Annotated in this window: 18 protein-coding genes and 2 pseudogenes; 8 read left to right on the top strand and 12 right to left on the bottom strand. The window is 73.3% G+C overall.

The window, feature by feature from the left end:
* Positions 1–24 precede the first annotated feature (24 nt).
* Positions 25–2837: pseudogene (gene acnA, locus ACQP0T_RS13765) on the top strand (aconitate hydratase AcnA).
* A 179-nt stretch (positions 2838–3016) separates the two neighbouring features.
* Here acnA and ACQP0T_RS13760 read toward each other — a convergent pair.
* Together ACQP0T_RS13760 and ACQP0T_RS13755 are read right to left on the bottom strand one after the other, a co-directional pair.
* Positions 3017–3661 carry a class I SAM-dependent methyltransferase gene (locus ACQP0T_RS13760; protein ID WP_433873491.1) on the bottom strand — a complete coding sequence of 215 codons (645 nt, stop codon included), beginning with the start codon at positions 3659–3661 and terminating at the stop codon, positions 3017–3019.
* A gap of 333 nt (positions 3662–3994) precedes the next feature.
* Positions 3995–4222, bottom strand: a complete 228-nt coding sequence (locus ACQP0T_RS13755; protein WP_345366416.1) for a hypothetical protein — start codon at positions 4220–4222, stop codon at positions 3995–3997.
* A 221-nt stretch (positions 4223–4443) separates the two neighbouring features.
* On the opposite strand from ACQP0T_RS13755, the gene ACQP0T_RS13750 reads away from it, so the two are divergent.
* Positions 4444–5475 (top strand): NAD(P)-binding domain-containing protein, encoded by a 1032-nt coding sequence (locus ACQP0T_RS13750; protein WP_433873489.1) that lies wholly within the window; start codon positions 4444–4446, stop codon positions 5473–5475.
* Here the strand turns inward: ACQP0T_RS13750 and ACQP0T_RS13745 are convergent.
* The 7 genes and pseudogenes from ACQP0T_RS13745 to ACQP0T_RS13715 form a co-directional block, all read right to left on the bottom strand.
* Positions 5468–6301 carry an SAM-dependent methyltransferase gene (locus ACQP0T_RS13745; RefSeq protein ID WP_433873487.1) on the bottom strand — a complete coding sequence of 278 codons (834 nt, stop codon included), beginning with the start codon at positions 6299–6301 and terminating at the stop codon, positions 5468–5470. The two genes, ACQP0T_RS13750 and ACQP0T_RS13745, sit on opposite strands and share 8 nt — an antisense overlap.
* Before the next feature lie 93 nt (positions 6302–6394).
* Positions 6395–7744, bottom strand: a complete 1350-nt coding sequence (locus ACQP0T_RS13740) for a uracil-xanthine permease family protein (RefSeq protein WP_433873485.1) — start codon at positions 7742–7744, stop codon at positions 6395–6397.
* 147 nt (positions 7745–7891) lie between these two features.
* Complete coding sequence (locus tag ACQP0T_RS13735) at positions 7892–8890, bottom strand: TIGR03842 family LLM class F420-dependent oxidoreductase (protein ID WP_433873484.1); 999 nt, start codon at positions 8888–8890, stop codon at positions 7892–7894.
* Positions 8891–8904: 14 nt separating this feature from the next.
* Complete coding sequence (hydA, locus tag ACQP0T_RS13730) at positions 8905–10302, bottom strand: dihydropyrimidinase (RefSeq protein ID WP_433873483.1); 1398 nt, start codon at positions 10300–10302, stop codon at positions 8905–8907.
* Positions 10303–10384: 82 nt separating this feature from the next.
* On the bottom strand, positions 10385–11227 hold the full coding sequence (locus ACQP0T_RS13725; protein ID WP_433873481.1) for a nitrilase-related carbon-nitrogen hydrolase: 843 nt from the start codon (positions 11225–11227) through the stop codon (positions 10385–10387).
* Positions 11228–11381: 154 nt separating this feature from the next.
* A pseudogene (locus ACQP0T_RS13720) lies at positions 11382–12781 on the bottom strand (NAD(P)/FAD-dependent oxidoreductase).
* Entirely contained in the window at positions 12778–13161 is a 384-nt protein-coding gene (locus ACQP0T_RS13715; protein WP_433873479.1) for a DUF5313 family protein, read from the bottom strand. Before ACQP0T_RS13715 ends, ACQP0T_RS13720 begins: the two are co-directional and overlap by 4 nt.
* 151 nt (positions 13162–13312) lie before the next feature.
* On the opposite strand from ACQP0T_RS13715, the gene ACQP0T_RS13710 reads away from it, so the two are divergent.
* Positions 13313–13453, top strand: coding sequence for a hypothetical protein (locus tag ACQP0T_RS13710; protein ID WP_433873478.1), 141 nt, complete (start codon positions 13313–13315; stop codon positions 13451–13453).
* Between the two features lie 101 nt (positions 13454–13554).
* On the opposite strand, the gene ACQP0T_RS13705 is transcribed toward ACQP0T_RS13710, so the two are convergent.
* Entirely contained in the window at positions 13555–14727 is a 1173-nt protein-coding gene (locus tag ACQP0T_RS13705; protein ID WP_433873477.1) for a fumarylacetoacetate hydrolase family protein, read from the bottom strand.
* Positions 14728–14836: 109 nt separating this feature from the next.
* On the opposite strand from ACQP0T_RS13705, the gene ACQP0T_RS13700 reads away from it, so the two are divergent.
* Positions 14837–15751, top strand: coding sequence for a formylglycine-generating enzyme family protein (locus tag ACQP0T_RS13700; protein ID WP_433873475.1), 915 nt, complete (start codon positions 14837–14839; stop codon positions 15749–15751).
* Here the strand turns inward: ACQP0T_RS13700 and ACQP0T_RS13695 are convergent, their stop codons facing one another.
* Complete coding sequence (locus ACQP0T_RS13695) at positions 15752–17431, bottom strand: class I adenylate-forming enzyme family protein (RefSeq protein ID WP_433873474.1); 1680 nt, start codon at positions 17429–17431, stop codon at positions 15752–15754. It abuts the gene before it with no gap.
* Positions 17432–17672: 241 nt separating this feature from the next.
* Here ACQP0T_RS13695 and ACQP0T_RS13690 point away from each other — a divergent pair, with 241 nt between their 5' ends.
* The 3 genes from ACQP0T_RS13690 to ACQP0T_RS13680 all read left to right on the top strand — a co-directional run bounded on the left by ACQP0T_RS13690 (position 17673) and on the right by ACQP0T_RS13680 (position 19900).
* Positions 17673–18203: a hypothetical protein gene (locus ACQP0T_RS13690; protein ID WP_433873473.1), complete on the top strand. Its 531-nt coding sequence runs from the start codon at positions 17673–17675 to the stop codon at positions 18201–18203.
* A gap of 67 nt (positions 18204–18270) precedes the next feature.
* Complete coding sequence (locus ACQP0T_RS13685) at positions 18271–19065, top strand: SDR family oxidoreductase (protein ID WP_433873472.1); 795 nt, start codon at positions 18271–18273, stop codon at positions 19063–19065.
* Positions 19066–19135: 70 nt separating this feature from the next.
* Positions 19136–19900, top strand: coding sequence for a TetR/AcrR family transcriptional regulator (locus ACQP0T_RS13680; protein WP_433873708.1), 765 nt, complete (start codon positions 19136–19138; stop codon positions 19898–19900).
* On the opposite strand, the gene ACQP0T_RS13675 is transcribed toward ACQP0T_RS13680, so the two are convergent.
* A complete protein-coding gene (locus ACQP0T_RS13675; protein WP_433873471.1) occupies positions 19878–20888 on the bottom strand; it encodes an NADP-dependent oxidoreductase in 1011 nt (336 codons plus the stop codon). The genes ACQP0T_RS13680 and ACQP0T_RS13675 overlap by 23 nt on opposite strands.
* 119 nt (positions 20889–21007) lie before the next feature.
* Here ACQP0T_RS13675 and ACQP0T_RS13670 point away from each other — a divergent pair, with 119 nt between their 5' ends.
* A complete protein-coding gene (locus ACQP0T_RS13670) occupies positions 21008–21652 on the top strand; it encodes a TetR family transcriptional regulator (RefSeq protein ID WP_433873470.1) in 645 nt (214 codons plus the stop codon).
* The last annotated feature ends 42 nt before the right edge of the window (positions 21653–21694 follow it).

Genomic DNA, 21694 nt, shown 5'->3' with positions numbered 1-21694 from the left:
TCCCGAACTTGCGTCCGTCGCGAGATGGAGTTGAACGTGACTGCACCTGCGAGCAAGGACAGCTTCGGCGCCCGCGGCACGCTGAAGGTCGGTGACGCCTCCTACGAGGTGTTCCGGCTCAACGCGGTCGACGGTGCGCAGCGGCTGCCCTACAGCCTCAAGATCCTCCTGGAGAACCTGCTGCGGACGGAGGACGGCGCCAACATCACCGCCGACCACGTGCGCGCGCTGGCGAACTGGGACGCCAAGGCCGATCCGGCCACCGAGATCCAGTTCACCCCGGCACGGGTGATCATGCAGGACTTCACCGGTGTGCCCTGCGTCGTCGACCTGGCCACCATGCGCGAAGCCGTCGCCGAGCTCGGCGGGGACACCTCGAAGGTCAACCCGCTGGCCCCCGCCGAGCTGGTGATCGACCACTCGGTGATCATCGACGTGTTCGGCAAGCCGGACGCCTTCGAGCGCAACGTCGAATTCGAGTACGGCCGCAACAAGGAGCGCTACCAGTTCCTGCGCTGGGGCCAGGGCGCCTTCGACGAGTTCAAGGTCGTCCCCCGGGAACCGGCATCGTGCACCAGGTCAACATCGAGCACCTGGCCCGCACCGTGATGGCCCGCAACGGCCAGGCGTACCCGGACAGCTGCGTGGGCACCGACTCGCACACCACGATGGTCAACGGCCTCGGCGTGCTGGGCTGGGGCGTCGGCGGCATCGAGGCGGAGGCCGCGATGCTCGGCCAGCCGGTGTCGATGCTCATCCCGCGCGTGGTCGGCTTCAAGCTCACCGGGGAGATCCCGGCGGGCGCCACCGCCACCGACGTCGTGCTGACCATCACCGAGATGCTGCGCGAGCACGGCGTGGTCGGCAAGTTCGTCGAGTTCTACGGCTCGGGCGTGTCCTCGGTGCCGCTGGCCAACCGCGCCACCATCGGCAACATGAGCCCCGAGTTCGGCTCGACCTGCGCGATCTTCCCGATCGACGACGAGACGATCCGGTACCTCAAGCTCACCGGCCGCTCCACCGAGCAGGTCGACCTCGTCGAGGCCTACGCCAAGGAGCAGGGCCTCTGGCACGACGAGAACGCCGAGCCGGAGTACTCCGAGTACCTCGAGCTGGACCTGTCCACCGTGGTCCCGTCCATCGCCGGCCCGAAGCGCCCGCAGGACCGGATCGCGGTCTCCGCCGCCAAGGGCGCCTTCCGCCACTCGCTGACCGACTACGTCACCAGCGACGGCACCGAGGACGCGCTGGACGAAGCGGGCAAGGAGTCCTTCCCCGCCAGCGACGCCCCATCGGTGACCGGGGACGGTTCGACCCCCAAGGTCGTCTCGGCGGCCCACGGCGCGAACGGCCGGGCGTCCAAGCCGGTGCACGTCTCCTCCGACGAGCTGGGCTCCTTCGAGCTGGACCACGGCGCCGTGGTGATCGCCTCGATCACCTCCTGCACCAACACCTCGAACCCGTCGGTGATGCTGGGCGCGGCGCTGCTGGCCCGGAACGCCGTGGACAAGGGCCTGACCCGCAAGCCGTGGGTCAAGACCTCGATGGCGCCGGGTTCGCAGGTCGTCACCGACTACTACGAGAAGGCCGGCCTCTGGCCGTACCTGGAGAAGCTGGGCTACCACCTGGTCGGCTACGGCTGCACCACCTGCATCGGCAACTCCGGGCCGCTGCCGGAGGAGATCTCCAGCGCCGTGCAGGACAACGACCTGTCGGTGGTCTCGGTGCTGTCGGGCAACCGGAACTTCGAGGGCCGGATCAACCCCGACGTCAAGATGAACTACCTGGCCTCGCCGCCGCTGGTCATCGCCTACGCCCTCGCGGGCACGATGGACTTCGACTTCGAGACCGACCCGCTGGGCAACGACACCGAGGGCAACCCGGTGTACCTGCGCGACATCTGGCCGTCGCCGCAGGAGGTCCAGGAGGTCATCGACTCGGCGATCACCCAGGAGATGTTCACCAAGGACTACTCCGACGTGTTCTCCGGCGACGAGCGCTGGCGGTCGCTGCCCACCCCCGAGGGCCAGACCTTCGAGTGGGACGCCGAGTCCACCTACGTGCGCAAGCCCCCGTACTTCGAGGGCATGGGCATGGAGCCGAGCGAGGTCACCGACATCGCCGGGGCCCGGGTGCTGGCGCTGCTGGGCGATTCGGTCACCACCGACCACATCTCCCCGGCCGGTGCGATCAAGCCGGACTCCCCCGCGGGCCGGTACCTCACCGAGCACGGCATCGAGCGCAAGGACTTCAACTCCTACGGCTCGCGCCGCGGCAACCACGAGGTGATGATCCGGGGCACCTTCGCCAACATCCGGCTGCGCAACCTGCTCCTGGACGACGTGCAGGGTGGCTACACCCGCGACTTCACCCAGGACGGCGGGCCGCAGGCGTTCATCTACGACGCCGCGCAGAACTACGCCGCGCAGGACACCCCGCTGGTGGTGCTCGGCGGCAAGGAGTACGGCTCCGGCTCGTCGCGCGACTGGGCGGCCAAGGGCACCCGGCTGCTGGGCGTGCAGGCGGTCATCGCCGAGTCCTTCGAGCGCATCCACCGGTCGAACCTGATCGGCATGGGCGTCATCCCGCTGCAGTTCCCGGCGGGTTCCTCGGCGTCCTCGCTGGGCCTGGACGGCACCGAGACCTTCGACATCTCCGGCATCACCGCCCTCAACGGCGGCGAGACCCCGGAGACGGTCAAGGTCACGGCGACCAAGGCCGACGGCTCCGCGGTGGAGTTCGACGCCACCGTCCGGATCGACACCCCCGGCGAGGCGGACTACTACCGCAACGGCGGCATCCTGCAGTACGTGCTGCGCAAGATGATCCGCTCCTGATCTCCCGCCGATCCGGCGGGCAACCGACGAACGGGGCCGGGGCGCCACAAGCGCCCCGGCCCCGTTCCGCCGTTCCCAGGACGGCCTCACCCATCGGTGAGCTGAGCGAGGGCACCTTCATCCGACCATGCCGGAGGAAGGTGCCCCTCACTCGGTTCGCGAGCCGTTCGGCGGGCTGCTCAGGCCCGGCGGGGGCGGCGGCAGGCGTAGATCCGCGCGGGCGGCACGTTGCGCCACACGGTGTGGCTGGTGAGGACCTCGTCGAAGCCGCGGTCCAGCCTGCGCCGGAACTCGCGGGCGCCGGTCATGCCCAGGGCGTGCACGTAGGCGAACGTGGTGAAGGCGCCGCCGGGGGCGAGCACCGCCCCGACCTGCTGGAGGATGTCCTCTTGGAGGCGGCCGGGGAAGATCGACCAGGGCAGCCCGCTGACCACGGCGTCCACCCGCTCGATCCCGGCGCCCGGGAGCAGCTCGCCGAGCCGGGCGGCATCGCCCTGGACCACCTCCAGCCACGGCAGCGCCCGGTTGAGGTGGTCCACCATGCCGGGATCGACCTCGATGGCCACGTGCCGCCCGCCCTCGGGCAGCCGCCGGGCGATGGCCCGGCTCAGCGCGCCGGTACCGGGTCCCAGTTCGACCACCACGGGGTCACCGCTGGAGGGCACCACGGCGGCGATGCGGTCCGCGAGGGCGGGGGAGCTCGGCGCGACCGCCCCGACCGACGAGGGATTGCGGACCGCGCGCTCGACGAACGCCCGGTAGTCGGCGAGGACCGAACCCGGTCGCTCCGCCGGCGCCTGCGTCGTCGCTCGTTCAGGTGTCACGGAAGCCCTTCCCCGTCGCTCGTTCTGCCGACCACACCCTAACGGGGCAGCAGGGGCCGGGTGGCGCGACACCGAGCGGCCGCCGACCGCTCGCGCGGGGCCTCGGACTCCGCCTCGCCCGCACGCCGCACGGCGGGGACGCCCGAGAACCCGGCGCGTTCCGAAAGGGCGCCGAAGGCGGGCGGGCGGAGAAGAGGTGAAAAGGAATCGGGAATCATGTAACGAAACCCGATTCGACGACGATGAAACCGCCTCGGGAAATGAGTACCGCGAGACGGTCGGAGAAGGAAACGACGGGCTTGTCCCCGCAGGGGCAAGCCCGTGGCGCGCCTGTCAGGCCGCCGGCTCCAGAGCCGGTGCGGTCGCCCCGATGGCCTGGTCAGGGTTGCTTTCCGGCGAGCGGTTCACCCACTTGACCGCAGCTCCTGCCATGCCCAGCAGCACGACCGCTTCGACCAACAGAGCCACCCATACCGTTGCCACTTCCTTGCCTCCCTTCTGCTTACCTCCCCTTCTCCCGCGTGCGCGCGCGAGCGCGCGCCCCCGTTCGGGGAACTGCACTCGGAAGACGGTTCGGGGCGGACACCCACGTACGAATTCAATACTAGGGCTTCGTTTCCGGGGTATTAAAGCCGCCCTCGGGGTGTCGTGCATCGCACCCGTTCGGGTGCCAGGCCCGCCAAGTCCCCGGTCGGTGGCCAATGCCCGTCGGCGGCGGCGCCGAAACCGGTGATGCGCACCACTCCCGGGAAGATTTCCCCCACCGCACCGTTGCCCCGGACGTGGACCACGTCGACGCCGTCGTCATCGGAGCCGGGCAGGCCGGCCTGAGCACCGCGCACCACCTCGGGCGGCTCGATGTCGGGCAGGTGGTGCTCGACGCCGGGGACCACCCCGGCGGGGCGTGGCGCGAGCGCTGGCCGTCGCTGCGCCTCGGCGCGGTGCACGGCATCCACGACTTGCCGGGGCTCCCGCTGGGCGAGGTCGACACCGCCCGCCCCGCCGCCGAGGTGGTCGGCGAGTACTTCGCGCGGTACGAGCGGACCTTCGCGCTGCCGGTGCACCGCCCGGTCCGGGTCCGGGCCGTCCGCGACGGCGGCCAGCGGCTGCTGGTCGAGACCGCGGAGCGGACCTGGGCCGCGCGCGCGGTGGTCAACGCGACGGGCACCTGGGAGAACCCGTTCCTCCCGCACTACCCGGGTCGGGACCGGTTCGCCGGGCGGCAGCTGCACACCGCCGACTACCGGTCCGCCGAGGAGTTCCGCGGCGAACGCGTGCTCGTGGTCGGCGGCGGGATCTCCGCGGTCGAGCACCTCGTCGAGCTCGCCGGGATCGCCTCGACGACGTGGGTGACCCGGCGGCCGCCGGAGCTGTCCGCCGCCGAGTTCACCCCGGAACGGGGCCGCGCGGCCGTGGCCGAGGTCGAGCGCCGGGTGCGGGCGGGCCTGCCCCCGGGCAGCGTCGTGAGCGCGACCGGACTGCCGCCGACCCCGGCCGTGCGCCGCGCCGAGGAGCTGGGCGTGCTGCACCGGCGACCGATGTTCGAACGGATCACCCCGGGCGGGGTGGTGTGGCCGGACGGCACCGCCGAAGAGGTGGACGTCATCCTGTGGGCGACCGGGTTCCGGCCGGTGCTCGGCCACCTCGCCCCGTTGCGGCTGCGCGCGCCGGGCGGCGGCATCCAGCTCGACGGCACCCGGGCGGTCGCCGAACCCCGGCTGCACCTCGTCGGCTACGGCCCTTCCGCGAGCACCATCGGCGCCAACCGGGCGGGCCGGGCCGCCGCCCGGGAGATTCGGTCGCTCATCACTTGACGGCCACGCCGCCCGGCCCGGTCCGCGGCCGCTCCCCCGGCGCGCCCGGGGCGCCGGTGTCCGGGGTGCCGGTGTCCGGGGCGTCGGTGTCCGGATGCCAGTCGGTGAGGTCGACCAGACCCGGCGGGAGCATCGGCAGCCCGGCGAACATCTCGGCGATCCGCCGCAGCGGACGCGGGTAGAACCCGCCGATGCGCTCGGAGTACATCTCGGCCGCCTGCCGGGTGGAGCTGGGCGCGTCGTCGCTGCACGCGTGCGACAGCGCCAGGTGGCCGCCCGGGGCGAGGGCGTCGGCGTAGGCGGCCACGATCCCCGCCGGGTCGTCGTCGTCCGGCACGAAGTGCAGCACCGCGAAGAACAGCACCGCGACCGGCTCGTCGAAGTCGAGCAGTCCGGTGACGCCCGGGTGGGACAGCACCGCGGCGGCGTCCCGGAAGTCCGCGCGCACCGCCGTGGCGCGCGGGGCGTCGCGCAGGATGGCCCGGCTGTGGGCGACCGCCACCAGGTCCGAGTCGACGTAGGCCACCCGGCTGCGCGGATCGACCCGCTGGGCGATCTCGTGCACGTTGCCGACCGTCGGGATACCCGACCCCAGGTCCAGGAACTGCGTGATGCCCGCGCCGGCCAGATGGGCGACGACGCGCCGCAGGAACGACCGGTTGGCCCGCAGCACCGAGGGCAGCGACGGCATCATCCGCGCCGCGCGTTCGGCGAGCTCCCGGTCCACCTCGAAGTTGTGCGAGCCGCCGAGGTGGACGTCGTAGACCCGCGCCGAACTGGGCCGGGTGACGTCCACGCCGCGCGCCCACCAGGGTTCGTCCAGCACCGCCACCTCCGCCTCCGGTGATCACCACCTCAGCGGATCGGTCGTCGCGGCGCAACCGCCCATCCGCGTGCCGGTGCGGCCGGGCGGTCCCCGCTATTCCCGCCGCGGGCTCCGGCGCGCCGCGAACCGCAGCAGGTGGTACCCGGCCACCACCACGATCGTGCCCAGCGCGATGCCGCCGATGCTGAACCGCGGTGCGATGTCCAGCGACACCCCGCCGATGCCGATGACGATCCCGGCGGCCAGCGGCAGCAGGTTGACCGGGTCGCCGAACTCGACCCGGTTCTCCACCCAGATCCGGGCGCCGAGCAGGCCGATCATGCCGTAGAGGACCACGGTGATGCCGCCGAGCACCCCGCCGGGCGTCGCGGCGATGACGGCGCCGAACTTCGGGCACAGCCCGAAGACGATCGCCACGACCGCCGCCACCCAGTACGCGGCGGTGGAGTACACCCGGGTCGCCGCCATGACGCCGATGTTCTCGGCGTAGGTGGTGGTGGGCGGACCACCGATCGAGCTGGACAGCGCGCTGGCGAAGCCGTCGGCGAAGATCGCCCGGCCGAGGCTGCCGTCCAGGCGGGTGCCGGTCATCTCCTCCACGGCCTTCACGTGGCCGGTGTTCTCCGCGATGAGCGCGATCACCGCGGGCAGCACCACCAGGATCGCGGCGGCGTCGAAGGTGGGGCCGTGCAGTTCCGGCAACCCGAACCAGGCGGCCTCGCCCACCCCGCTGAGGTCCACCCGCAGCCGGGTGCCGACCTCGCCGTTGGCGTCGGGCGCGGTGATCGGGCCGAACGCCAGATCGAACAGCCAGGACAGCAGGTAGCCGGAGACCAGCCCGAGGAACACCGCGATCCGCGACCAGAAGCCGCGCAGCAGCACGGTGCCGGCCAGCACGACCAGCATGGTGATCAGCGCGATCCACTGGTCCTGCGGCCAGTACGTCTCGGCGACCACCGGGGCCAGGTTGAAGCCGATCAGCATCACCACCGCGCCGGACACCGCGGGCGGCAGCGCGCGGTGCACCACGTGGCCGCCGACGAAGTGCACGACCAGCCCGACCGCGGCGAGCACCACCGCGCACACCAGGATGGCGCCGGTCACCGCCGAGCTGTCCCCGCCCCCGGCCCGGATCAGCGACACCGCTCCGACGAAGGACGCGCTGCTGCCCAGGTAGCTGGGGATCTTGCCCCGCACGATCAGCAGGAACAGGATGGTCGCGACCCCGGAGACCATGATCGCCAGGTTCGGGTCGAGGCCCATCAGCACCGGGAACACGAACGTCGCCCCGAACATGGCGACCACGTGCTGCGCGCCGAGCCCGGCGGTGCGGCCCCAGGACAGCCGTTCACCCGGCCCCACCGCCGTGCCGGGACGCGGGGCCCGGCCGTCGCCGTGCACCGTCCAGCCGATGCCGAGCCGCTCGCGGAGACCACCGCGCATGGCATTCCCTCCTCGCCGTGCCCCGTCGAGCGGGACTGCCACGTTCGCGCGGGACTCTACAAAGCGCAGCGCGTGTGATCGCCCTCGCGGTCGGCCGGGCACCGGCGGGTGACGCGGTGCGCACCGACCGCCACGGGGCGCCGTCGCTCAGCCGGCGAGCGCGGGCACGACGTGGGCGCCGTAGGCCTCCAGGGTGTCGTCGACCGCGTCGTGCATGGCGTAGAGCGCGAACTGGTCCACCCCGGCCTCGCGCAGCTCGTGCAGCCGGGCGAGGTGGTCGGCCACCGGCCCGAGCAGGCAGAACCGGTCGACGATCTCGTCCGGGACGAAGTCGGTGCTGCTGTTGCCCGCGCGGCCGTGGTGGGCGTAGTCGTAGTCCTGCCTGTCCCGGATGTAGTCGGTGAGCGCGGTCGGCACGGTCCCGGACGTGCCGTAGCGGGTGACCAGGTCGGCGACGTGGTTGCCGACCATGCCGCCGAACCACCGGCACTGCTCCCGCGCGTGGGCGCGGTCCTCGCCGACGTAGGCGGGGGCGGCCACGCAGATCGTGATGGAGCCCGGGTCGCGGCCGGCCTCCCGGGCGGCCTGCCGGACGTGCTCCACCATCCACCGCGTCAGGTAGGGGTCGGCCAGTTGCAGGATGAACCCGTCGGCCTGCCTGCCGACCAGCTCCAGCGCCTTGGGCCCGTAGGCGCCCATCCACACCGGCAAGTCGCCGCCGCGCACCCACGGCAGCCGCACCGCCGTGCCGCCGACCAGCACCTCCCGCCCCTCGGCCAGTTCCTTGATCACCCGCATCGCCTGCTCCAGCGCGCCGAGGGTGGTCGGTTTGCCGCCGGTGACCCGCAGCGCCGAGTCACCGCGCCCGATCCCGCACACCGTCCGCGGCCCGAACATGTCGTTGAGCGTGGCGAACAGCGACGCGGTCACCGTCCAGTCGCGGGTGCGCGGGTTGGTCACCATCGGGCCGACGACCAGCCGCTCGGTGGCCCCGAGGATCTGGCTGTGGATGACGAACGGTTCCTGCCACAGCACGCAGGAGTCGAAGGTCCAGCCGTGGGTGAAGCCCAGGCTCTCGGCGCGGCGCATCCGGTCGACGACCGTCCACGCCGGCGGGTCGGTCTGCAGGACGAGGCCGAAGTCCATCGCACACCTCTCGTTCAGGTCAGGTACTGGCAGGTGTCGCGCGGCACGAAGCGCCCGTGCCCGGCGCGCCCCAGGTAGTGGCCGTCGTCCACGACGACCTCGCCGCGGGAGAGCACGGTGCGCGCGCGGCCGGTGATCCGCTTGCCCTCGTAGGCGCTGTAGTCGACGTTCATGTGGTGGGTCTCGGCGGAGAGCACCTGCTCGGCCGCCGGGTCGTAGATCACGACGTCGGCGTCGGCGCCCGGCGCGAGCGAGCCCTTGCGCGGGTGCAGCCCGAACATCCGGGCCGGGGTCGTGCTGGCCAGCTCCACCCAGCGCCGCCTGCTGATCCGGCCCTCCACGACGGCGTGGTGCAGCAGGTCCAGCCGGTGCTCCACGCCCGGCATCCCGTTGGGGATCTTCGAGAAGTCGCCGAGCCCGAGCTCCTTCTGCGAGGTGAAGCAGAACGGGCAGTGGTCGGTCGAGACCACCGACAGGTCGTTGGTGCGCAACGCCTGCCACAGCGACGCCTGGTGCTCGGCGGGGCGCAGCGGTGTCGAGCAGACGTACTTCGCCCCCTCGAAACCGGGCCGGGCCAGCTCGTCGACGGTGAGGAACAGGTACTGCGGGCAGGTCTCGCCGAAGACGTCGAGCCCGGCGTCGCGGGCCCGGGTGATCTCGGCGATCGCCTCGGCGGCCGAGACGTGGACGACGTAGAGCGGCGCCCCCGCCACCCGGGAGAGCTGGATCGCCCGGTGGGTCGCCTCGGCCTCCAGCAGCGGGTGCCGCACCTGGCCGTGGACGCGCGGATCGGTGCGCCCCTCGGCCAGCGCCTGCTCGACGAGCACGTCGATGGCGATGCCGTTCTCGGCGTGCATCATCACCAGGGCGCCGTTGTCGGCCGCCCGCTGCATGGTGCGCAGGATCCGGCCGTCGTCGCTGTAGAACACCCCGGGGTAGGCCATGAACAGCTTGAAGCTGGTGATGCCCTCCCCGACCAGTCCGTCCATCTCCTTGAGCGCCTGCTCCCCGACGTCGGAGAGGATCAGGTGGAACCCGTAGTCGACGGCGCACCGGCCCTCGGCCTTGGCGTGCCAGGCGTCGAGCCCTTCGCGCGGCGAGCCGCCGGGCGGCTGGATGGCGAAGTCGACGATCGTGGTGGTGCCGCCCCAGGCGGCGGCGCGGGTGCCGGTCTCGAAGGTGTCGGAGGCGAAGGTGCCGCCGAAGGGCATCTCCATGTGGGTGTGGGCGTCGACCCCGCCGGGGATCACGTAGTGCCCGGTGGCGTCGAGCACCCGGGCGGTGGCGTCCCAGTGCTCGGCCGCTCCGGGCGCGAGCAGTCCGGCAATCCGCTCGCCGTCGACGAGCACGTCGGCGCGGATCTCCTCGGTGGCGGTGATCACCAGGCCGCCCCGGATGATGGTGCGGCTCATCGGCCCACCCCCGTCGGCGCGGCCGGTCCGCCGCGGTGCCGCGCCCTCGTCGCGGTGGTCGTCATCGCGCGTCCCTCCGGGGTCACGGGGCGGTGAGCGGGCCGTAGGCGTCCGGGCGGCGGTCGCGGTAGAAGGCCCACTTCTGCCGCACCTCGTCGATCAGCCCGAAGTCGAGGTCCCGCACCACCAGCTCCTCCTCGGTGTCGCTGGCGACGTCGCCGACGAACCGGCCGTAGGGGTCGACGAAGTAGCTGCTGCCGTAGAAGTCGTTGTCGCCGTACTCCTCGACGCCGACCCGGTTGATCGCGGCGACGAAGTACTCGTTGGCCACCGCGGCGGCGGGCTGCTCGAGCTGCCACAGGTACGAGGAGAGCCCGCGGCTGGTCGCCGACGGGTTGTAGACCAGTTGCGCCCCGGCGAGCCCCAGGGCCCGCCAGCCCTCCGGGAAGTGCCGGTCGTAGCAGATGTAGACGCCGATGCGGCCGACCGAGGTGTCGAACACCGGCCAGCCGAGGTTGCCGGGCCGGAAGTAGTACTTCTCCCAGAACCCCGGCAGGTTCGGCAAGTGGTGCTTGCGGTACTTGCCGAGGTAGCTGCCGTCGCTGTCGATCACCGCGGCGGTGTTGTAGTAGAAGCCCGGGCCGTCCACCTCGTACACCGGCACGACCAGCACCATCCCGAGTTCGGCGGCCAGCGCGCACATCCGCCGGACCGTCGGTCCGTCCGGGACCGGTTCGGCCCACCGGTGGTGCTCGGCCTCCTGCACCTGGCAGAAGTACGGCGCGTTGAACACCTCCTGGAACCCGGCGATCCGCGCGCCCCGGGCGGCGGCTTCCCGCGCGTGCGCTTCGTGCTGGTCGACCATGGAACCGGGATCACCGGTCCACTTCGCCTGGACCAGCGCGGCTCGGACGAGGTCGGGCATGGATTCCACCTCCGGTCGGCGCCTGCCGCGACCGGGACGGCCGCGGGCGGTGGGGCCGGTGATCAGCTCCCGGCCAACCGAACATAGGACGCCGCCCGGACACGCGCAATGATCACCCGGTCACGGACCGTTTCGGAGCAGCCGAGCGGTCGGGCTAGGAACCGAGGGTGATCCCGTGCCGGTCGAGCAGCCGCAGCCACCGGCCGCGCCGCCCGCCCGACGCGTCGGCGGTGGCCAGCGCCCGCAGCGTGGCGCGGACCAGGGGCCAGCGCAGCGGCTCCGGCGGGAAGGGGCGGGGCCGGTCGGCGACCATGCGCAGCGCGGTCCGCTCGGTCGGCACGTCCCACAGCAGGTCGAGCGCGACGAGGGCGCCGAACCGGGACGCGGCCACCCCGAGCCCGGTGTAGCCCAGGGCGTAGGCGACCCGGCCGCCCAGCGCGGTGCCGAACACCGGGGTCATCCGGGAGGTCGAGTCGATCGCCCCGCCCCAGCGGTGGCTGAACCGCAGCCCTTCGAGCTGCGGGAAGGTGGTGAAGAAGTTGCGGGCCAGCGCGCGGTGCGGCTCGATCCGGGCGGACAGCGCGGGATCGGTGCGCCCGCCGAAGTAGTACGCGGCGTCGTAGCCGCCCCACAGGATCCGCCCGTCGTCGGTCGGCCGGTAGTAGTGGAAGCGGTGGGCGCTGTCGGTCACGCCCTGCCGCTCGCGCCAGCCCAGCGACTCCCACTGCCGCGCCGACAGCGGCTCGGTGACCAGCACGTAGTCCCACAGCGGCAGCACCCGCCGGCGCAGCGCCCGCAGCGGCGCGGGGAAGGCGTTGGTGCCCAGCACCGCGCTGCCCGCCCGGACCGGGCCCCGCGCGGTGCGCACCACGAGTCCCGCGCCTTCCGGCCGCAGCGACCGCACCGGGCTGCGCTCCCGCAGCCGCACGCCGAACCGGTCGGCCACCGCGGCCAAGCCCCGGCTCAGCCGGGCCGGGTCGACCAGACCACCGGAGTCGGGCAGCCGGACCCCGGCGCGGTAGGTCGGCGAATCGAGGTCGGCGCGCACCCCGCCCGCGCCGAGGAACCGCGCGGTCATCCCGTGCGCGGCGTGCAAGTCGGCCTCGTCGCGGACCCATCCGACCTGGTGCGGTTCCGTGGCCACGCTGGTCTTGCCGCACATCCGCAGGTCGGCGTCGATGCCGTGCTCGGCGGCGAACGCCTCGATGGCCACCAGGTTCTCCCGGCCGAGCCGGACCAGCCGCCGGTTCTGGTCCGGCCACAGCGCCGCGCCGTGCGCCAGCCCGTGCGTCAGCGACTCGGACAGGAAGCCGCCGCTGCGCCCGCTGCCGCCCCGGCGATGCGGGCGGCTTCCAGCAGCAGCACGTCGAGTTCGGGGCGCCGCTGCTTGGCCAGCACGGCGGTCCACAGGCCGGTGAGCCCGCCGCCGACGACCACCAGGTCGGCGGATTCCCCGGGGCGCACCGGTTCGCGCTCGGGCGCGGCCCCGGCGCGGTCGGTCCAGAACACCGCGGGCTCGGCCTCGCGCAACGCGCGCTCGGCGGCGGTGGTCATCGCCACCACGGGCGGTGGTCTACGCCGTACTTGCCCGCCAGGCGGACGTCGCGGGCGATCTCCCTGGTCTCGCGCGCGGTCCCGGGCGGGTGGCCGTGCTTGATGGCGCGGTGCTCAGCGGTCTCGCCGATGTAGCAGCCGGAGTAGAACAGGCCGACCAGCAGACCGAGCGCGATGGCGCTGATCCGGATGGACAGCGGGCCGGGCAGCAGGACGAGCAGGCAGAACGGCGCCAACTGCACCAGGGAGCGCGCGAAGTGGCGCAGCGCCCACGTCCGGCAGGTCACGTCGTGCAGCACCCAATCCGCGCAGCGGTCCGGCAGCTTGCCGCCGTAGGCGTACCAGATCCACTGCAGGGGCCCGGGTCGGTTGGTGGCCACGCCTCCAGGCTAGAGCGCCGGACCGCGGCGGATTCCGGCGGCGGCCCCTCGGGGTGACGCAGCGCTCAGCCCCTCGTCCGGGGGACATCGTCGCAGCTACGTAACGCTCTTGCGGGTTCGGACGATCTCTCCGGTAGAAGGGGTGAGAGACGTGTTCGTCATCGTTGTGGCGTTGCTGATGGTTCTGATCGTGGGTGCCGTGATGTTCACCGACGTGGTCGACGGCGGGGGCCGGAGCCTCAAGTCGGCCGTGGCCCAGTTGGTGATCGGCCTCCGGCCGAGCGGCCGGTAACGCCGCCGCGGTCCGCCGGCCCCCTCCGGCGGGGAGACCGGCGGACCGCCGGGCGGCGCCCGGATTCCCGCCACCCGCGCGCGAGTGCCGCGAGCAGGTCCTCAGCGCAGCAGGCCCCGGTTCAGCAGGTTGGTCATCAGGTCCCGGATGCCGAAGGTCCACTCAGGACAGCTCTCGGCGTGCGCGACCCGGTTGACCAGGGTGCCGAGCTGGGGCGTGGAGATCCGCACCACGTCGCCGAGGTGGTGGGTGAAACCCGCACCCGGGGCGTCGCGGTCCTCGGTCGGCGCGAACAGCGTCCCGGTGTAGAGGAACAGGCCGTCCGGGTACTGGTGGTGGCGCCCGATGGCGGCCCGGGCCAGGTCCACCGGGTCGCGGCTGATCTCGCGCATCGTGCTGTGCCCGTCGAGGACGAAGCCGTCGGTGCCCACGACGTGCAGCCGCACGTCCATCGCGCGCACGTCGTCGAGCCCGAAACCGCCGTCGAACAGCCGCAGGAACGGCCCCAGTGCGGCGGAGGCGTTGTTGTCCTTGGCCTTCGGCAGCAGCAGCGCGCTGCGGCCCTCGACGTCGCGGAGGTTGACGTCGTTGCCCAGGGTGGCTCCGACGATCCGGCCGTCACCGCGGATCGCCAGGACGACCTCGGGTTCCGGGTTGTTCCAGGTCGACATCTCGGCGACGCCCACCTCGGCGCCGGTACCGACCGCCGCGAGCACCGGCGCCTTGGTGAAGATCTCCGGGTCGGGCCCCAGCCCCACCTCCAGGTACTGCGACCACAGGCCGTCGCGCAGCAGCACCTGCTTGACCTTCTCCGCCTCGGCCGAGCCGGGCACCACGCTGGCCAGCGCACCGCCGATGGCCTGTTCCACCACCGCGCGGACGGTCTCCGCCCGCGCCGCGTCGCCACCGGCGCGCTCCTCGATGACCCGCTCCACCATGCTCGTCACGAAGGTGACGCCCGCCGCCTTGAGCACCTGCAGGTCGGCGGGTGCCAGCAGGTGCGGCCCCGGCCCGCTGCCCAGGCTCGCCGCGAGCACGTCGGCCAGCGGCCAGCGCGCCCGACCCGGTGCGCTGCGGGCCGCCTCGGCCGGGTCGTCGTGGGCCAGCAGGTCGGTCAGCGTCGGCGCGGAATCGGTGATGTCGACCACCTCGCCGTCGCGGACCACCACGGTGCTGGGCCCGCCCTCGTCGGGGCGGTGCACCCGGCCCACCAGCGTGGCGGCGGACCAGTCGGCGGGCAGGACGGCGGAAGGATCGTCGAGCAGCGTCGTCACCAGGCACCTCGCGAGTTCTCGGTCCGGGACAACGTACCCGCCACCGGGGACGCCGCGGTTCGGCCGAGCGGCCGAATCCGCGTTGCGCCGCGCGGTTTACCGTGGCGGGGTGAGCGAACAGCAGGAAACGGGGTGCTGCGGCGCGGCGCGGGACTCGCTGGGTCCGCAGGCTCCCCCGGCGGCACCCGCGTCGACCCCGGTCCGCGGCGGGCGGACCGGCACCGCACCGCGGCTGGTGGACCTGCCCGGCGGCACCTTCGAGATGGGGTCCGAGGACGCCGACGCGGTGCCCGAGGACGGGGAGGGACCGGTCCGACCGGTGGTGGTCGCGGCGCTGCGGATGGCGCCGCACGCGGTCACCAACGCGGAGTTCGCGGCCTTCGTCGCCGACACCGGCCACACCACCGAAGCCGAGCGGTTCGGCTGGTCCTACGTGTTCGCCGGTTTCCTGCCCGGCCGGTTGCGAGCGATCTCGCCCCGGCCCGAGCAGACGCCGTGGTGGTGCGGGGTGGAGGGCGCCAGCTGGCACGCCCCGGAAGGACCGGGCTCGGACCTCGCGCAGCGCGCCGACCACCCCGTCGTGCACGTGTCGTGGAACGACGCGGTCGCGTTCTGCCGGTGGTCGGGCACCCGGCTGCCCGCCGAGGCCGAGTGGGAGTACGCCGCGCGCGGCGGGCTCGCCCGGGCCCGCTTCCCGTGGGGGGACGAGCTCACCCCCGGCGGGGAGCACCGCTGCAACATCTGGCAGGGCCGGTTCCCGGTGAAGAACACCGCCGAGGACGGGTTCCGCGGCACCGCGCCGGTCGACGCCTTCCCGCCCAACGGATTCGGGCTGCACAACGTCGCGGGCAACGTGTGGGAGTGGTGCGCCGACGACCGGCAGGCCGGGGTCAAGGTGATGCGCGGCGGCTCCTACCTGTGCCACGACTCCTACTGCAACCGGTACCGGGTCAGCGCCCGCACCGGCAACACGCCGGACAGCTCCAGCGGCAACATCGGGTTCCGGGTCGCCGCCGACGGCTGATCAGGCGCCGGGGCGCTCCCGCAGCGCCCGGCGCAGCAGCTTGCCGGTCGTGGTCTTCGGCAGCTCGTCGAGCACCTCCACCTGGCGCGGGTACTTGTAGGCGGCCATCCGCGCGCGGCAGAACGCGATGAGCTCCTCGGGATCGGCGTGGTGGTCGGGGCGCAGGCTGACGAATGCCTTCACCGTCTCGCCCCGGTAGCCGTCGGCCACCCCGACGACCGCGGCTTCGCGCACCGCGTCGTGCTCGTAGAGCACGTCCTCGACCTCGCGCGGCCACACCTTGAACCCGCCCGCGTTGATCTGGTCCTTCTTGCGGTCGACCAGGTAGAACCAGCCGTCGGCATCCCGCCGCGCGACGTCGCCGGTGCGCAGCGCGCCACCGGGCAGCGCGTGCTCGGTCTCCGCCGGCTTGCCCCAGTAGCCGGGCACCACCTGCGGTCCCGAGACGACCAGCTCCCCGACCTCGCCGGGCGGTGCTTCGGCGCCGTCGTCGTCGACGATGCGGGCGAGCGTGCCGTGGACGGGCACGCCGACCGCCAGCGCCCCGGAACCGGGGTCGACCGGTGCCCGGGCGCGCAGCGGCACGCCGAGCGCGGGCGAGGTGGTCTCGGTGAGCCCGTAGACGTTGTGGACGTAGTGCCCGAACCGCTCCTCGAAGGCCCGCGTGGTGCTCGGCGGGATCGGCGCGCCGCCCGAGTAGACCTTGGTCAGCGTGGCCAGGTCCGCCGGGTCCACGCCCGGTGCGTTGAGCAGTGCGATGAACGCCGTGATGGCGCCGACGGTGAAGGTCGCGCCGGAATCCCGGACGGCGTCGGCGACGACCTCGGGGTGGAACCGGTGGACCAGCACCAGCGGCGCGGGCAGCAGCATCGCCAGCGCGACGTGCCCGATCAGGCCGGTGATGTGGAACAGCGGGGCCACGCCGAGGACCACGTCGTCGGGCCCGAGCTCGATCCAGTCCCGGTAGGTGCGGGCGTTGAACACGATGTTGCGGTGGGTGTTCATGGCGCCCTTGGGCGGACCGGTGGTGCCGGAGGTGTAGGTCAGCACGGCCACGTCGTCGGGCCCGAGCCGGGCGCGGGGCGGGGCGCTGCCCCGGTACCGGGCCACCAGCTCCGCCATGTCCGGCACCCCGCCCCCAGAGCCGCCGGGACCGCCGCGCCGGCGGCGGGGCTCGGGGAACGCCCGCGGATCGTCCCAGGTCTGGTGCTCCCGCTCGGAGGTCGTGATGGTCAGCACCACGTCGGTGTCCGGCACGACCTCGGCCGCCACCGACTCGTGCAGCCCCTCCAGGCACAGCAGCGCGCGTGCCCCGGAATCGCGCAGCACCAGGTCGAGTTCGCGCTGCCGGTTCATCGGGTTCACCGGGACCGCGATGCACCCGGCCTTCCAGGTGCCGACCAGCCCGATGACGAACTGCGGCACGTTCTGCAGGTACAGCGCGACGCGATCGCCCGCGATGAGCCCGCCGTCGAGCAGCGCGCAGGCGAAGGCGTCGGCCAGCTCGTCGACCGCGGCGTAGTCGAGCCTGCCGTCGAAGTAGTGCACGGCCGTCCGGTCGGGGGCGGCCGCGACCGCGGCCTCCCACATCTCCAGCGCGCTGCCGAACTCCGGGGTGATGTCGGCGGGCTGCCCGGAGTCGTGGCGGGCCGGCCGGGGCCGGTCGTCGTGGTGGCCCATCTTCTCCCGTCCCGGGTCGGTGGAAGCGGTGAACCGATGGCCGGCGGCAGCGCCGGAACGGCACCGGCGTGCGACAGCGCATCCCACGCTAATCCGGGAGGCGGTGAAGTCAACCACTGATCGTCCGGCGAGAAGTGCGGGCCCGTCCCGGGAACCGCCGTCGACGTGGAATCGCGGGGCCGAGGTGGCGTAAGGTCACGATGGGCTCGAACGAGTGATGTGCGTGGTGCGGGAGGCACAGGTGGGAGGACGGCACCGGCTGGTCCGGCCCGTGCGGCAGCGCCGCCCCTCGCCGCCCCGGGTGCTCGGCTACGCGGCGGCGGCCTTCATCACCGCGGTGGCGGTGACCAACTCCTACGACGGGGTACCGGCGGACTCCGCCGCCCCGCAGCGGTCCGCGCAGCCGCCCACCACCGCACCCGGCACCGGCGAGCCGCCCGCTCCCCCGGCCCCACCGCGCCTGATGGCCACCCGCACGGCCGCGCCCGAACCCACCCCGAGCACCACCCCGCCCCTGGGCACCACCTCGCGCCCGACGCCGACGACCCGGCCGGAGCCCGCGCGGACGACCCCGCCGACGACCTCCCGGTCCTCGGCGGCCACCGCACCGGAGCCGACCCGCCCGCCGACGTCCTCGTCCGCCGAGGAGGAACCGACGAGCCCGACCACCGAGCCGACCCGGCCGGAGGAGACGCCGCCGGTGCTGCCCGAGCTGCCGTCCCGGCTCGGCGAGCTGGTCGACCGGCTCACCGATCCGCTGCTGACCCGCTGACCGCTCGCGACCCCACCGCGGCGGTGGGACAGTGGTCGCCACCAGCGCGTGCGAGGGATGGGCCGTGATGGACACCGTGGCGATCACCGGAGGCACCGGGCACCTCGGGCGGGAGCTCGTCCGGTTGCTCAAGGGCACCCACCGGGTCCGGGTGCTGGCGCGCACGCCGGGCGCGGACCCGGAGGTCGAGTGGGTGCGCGGCGACCTGGTCACCGGCGACGGCATCGCCGAACTCATCAGCGGGGCGCACACCGTGGTGCACGCCGCGTCCTGCTCGCCGACCGCCCGGGGCGGGTGGCCGAACCCGTGGCGCCACGTGGCACCGGACGTCGACGTGGACGCCACTCGGTTGCTGCTGGACGCGGCGGCCGCCGCCGAGGTCCGCCACTTCCTCTACCCGTCGGTGGTCGGCGCCGACTCCCCGGCCACGCCCTACCTGCGGCTCAAGCACACCGCCGAGGAGCTGGTCGGGGTCGCCGAGATGCCGTGGACGGTGCTGCGCGCGACCCCGATGCACTGGCTGGTGGACCGGGTGCTCGCCGGCGCCGCGCGGCTCCCGGTGGCCCCGCTGCCCACCGCCCTGGAACTCCAGCCGTGCGCCGAGGCCGACTTCGCCGAGCACATCGCGGCCGCGGTCCGCGAAGGCGCCCTCGGGCAGGGCGAGGACTTCGCCGGTCCGGAGGTGCTGCCGCTGCGCGAGGTGGTCCGGCAGTGGCAGCAGGCCCGGCGGCGGCGCATCCGGGCGGTGGGCGTGCCGGCGTTCGGCCGGCTCGCCGACACCGCCGCCCACCTCACGGCCCCGCGCGGCCACCGGGGCGGCATCGGCTGGGCGGAGTGGCTGGCCCATCACGACGGGACCTGACCGGCAAGGCGGGGCCTGACCGGCCGCCGCGTACGATCTGCCGAGCGGACGGGCGAGGCCGGGAGTGCGATTGGCGACGGAGTTCAGCGGCGGCGGCGATGATCCGGCGCGCAGCCTGGCCCTGCTGTGGCGCACCGGCGACGGCGCGCGGGGCCGCTCCGACCTGAGCGTGGACCGGATCGTGGCGGTGGCCGTCGAGCTGGCCGACAGCGCGGGACTCGCGGCGCTGTCCATGCGCCGGGTCGCCGACCGCCTCGGCGTCGGCACGATGTCGCTCTACACCTACGTCCCGGGCAAGGCCGAGCTGATCGACGTCATGCTCGACACGGTCTACGGCGAAACGGCCCGCCCGGAGGATCCCGCCGAGCACTGGCGCGGCAGGCTGACCGGCATCGCGCGGGAGAACTTCGCGCTCTACCGCAGGCACCCGTGGATGCTGCAGGTCGCCACCGGGCGGGCGGTGCTGGGCCCGGGGGCGATCGCCAAGTACGACTTCGAGCTGCGCGCGTTCGACGGGCTGGGGCTGCCCGACGTCGAGACCGACGCGCTGCTGACGCTGGTGCTGGGCCACGCCGAGGCGGCGGCGCGCCGGTCGGTGGAGATGGCCGAGACCGAGCGCCGCTCCGGGATGTCCGACGAGCAGTGGTGGCAGGCCAACGCCGCCCTGCTCGGCCGCTTGCTGGACCCCGACCGCTACCCGGTCGCCGCCCGGGTGGGGTCGGCGGCCGGGCAGCGGCACGGCGCCGCCTACGGCCCGGAGCACCACTTCGAGTTCGGGCTCGCCCGCATCCTCGACGGCATCGAGGCGCTGATCAGCTCCGCTCGCCGATCGTGACCAGCATCTTGCCGGTATTCTCCCCGCGCAGCAGGCCCAGGAACGCCTCGGGCGCGTTGCGCAGGCCCTCCACCACGGTCTCCCGGTAGCTGATCCGGCCCTCCCGGATCCACTGCCCGACCTCGGCGACGAACCGGTCCCGGCGGTGCGCGTGGTCGATGACGATGAAGCCCTGGAGCTTGAGCCGCTTGGTGACCAGCATGAACATGTTGCGCGGCCCGGGGGTGGGCGCGGTGTTGTTGTACTGCGAGATCATCCCGCACTCGGCGACCCGGCCGAAGTCGTTCATCGCGCCGATGGCCGCTTCCAGGTGCTCGCCGCCGACGTTGTCGAAGTAGACGTCGATGCCCTCGGGCGCGGCGGCGGCGAGCTGCTCGCGGACCGGGCCGTCCTTGTAGTTGAAGGCGGCATCGAACCCGAGTTCCTCGGTGAGGTGGCGGACCTTCTCCGGGGAACCGGCGCTGCCGATCACCTTGGCCGCGCCGCGCAGCTTGGCGAGCTGGCCGACCAGCGAGCCGACCGCGCCCGCCGCGCCGGAGACGAACACGACGTCGCCTTCGCGCTGCTCGGCGATGTCGACCAGCCCGACGTAGGCGGTCATGCCCGGCATCCCGAGCACCGACAGGTAGGCGTTGATCGGCGCCACCTCCGGGTCCACCCGCAGCGCCTGCGCCGGGTCGACCACCGCGTACTCGCGCCAGCCCAGGTGGTGCACCACCAGGTCGCCGGGCTGGAAATCACCCGCTCCGGTGACGACCTCGCCGACCGCCCCGCCGCTGAGCGGCGCGCCCAGCTCGAACGGCGGCACGTAGGACTTCCCCTCGTTCATCCGCCCGCGCATCGCCGGGTCGACGCTCATCACCAGGTTGCGGACCAGCAGCCGTCCCTCCCCCGGGTCCGGGACCTCGACCTCGGCGATCTCGAAGTTCTCGTGCGTCGGCCAGCCCTCGGGGCGGGAGGCCAGGCGGATCTCCAGTGCGGTGCTCATCGTTGCTCCTCGAAGCCGGTGGTGGATGGCGCCGTCGACCCTACCGAATCGTGTCACCACCCGACAATTGTCACCCAATGACAGATGACACCCGCCCGCGGTGCGGCACAATGGCGGCCATGAGCGCCCCGACCGGCCATGATGGCTTGCGCGCCCGCAAGAAGCAGCGCACCCGATCCGCCCTGGTGGAGGCCGGGCTGGACCTGTTCCTGCGCCACGGCTACGACGCCACCACCGTGGACGAGATCGCCGCGGCCGTCGAGGTCTCCCCGCGCACCTTCTTCCGCTACTTCGCGGGCAAGGAGGACATCGCGCTGGCCAAGGGCGCCGAGCTCGACGAGCAGATCGTCACGGCGTTCCTGGACGCCCCCGCAGGCGAACCGCCGCTGCCCGCGCTGCGCCGGGCGGTGCTCAGCATGGTCCGCGATTCGGCGAGCACCGAAGGCGTGCCGAACTTCCTGCGCCTGCAGCACCTGATCAACCGGACCCCATCGCTGCTGGCCGGCAGCCTGCGCCGCTCCTCGGAGACGCAGCACCGCATCGCCGAGGAGATCGGCAGGCGCCACGGCGTCGACGCGGCCCGCGACCTGCGCCCGCACGTGCTGGTCGGCGTGGTGTTCACCGGCCTGCACCTCGGCCTGGAGGCGATGTGCGCCGACCCGCGCCGCGACCTCGACCGGCTGGTCGACCTGGTCGGCCGGGCCGTGGACCTGGCCAGCGCGGGCGTGCCGGACCGCTGGGGCGACCAGCCGGACTCCTGGTGATCCCGGGTCCTGGTGGTAGCCGGCCGCGGCGCACTACCCTGC

The organism is Saccharopolyspora sp. CA-218241, assembly GCF_050954615.1.
Classification (GTDB): domain Bacteria; phylum Actinomycetota; class Actinomycetes; order Mycobacteriales; family Pseudonocardiaceae; genus Saccharopolyspora; species Saccharopolyspora cebuensis.
This window is presented reverse-complemented; position numbering and strand designations above follow the sequence as displayed.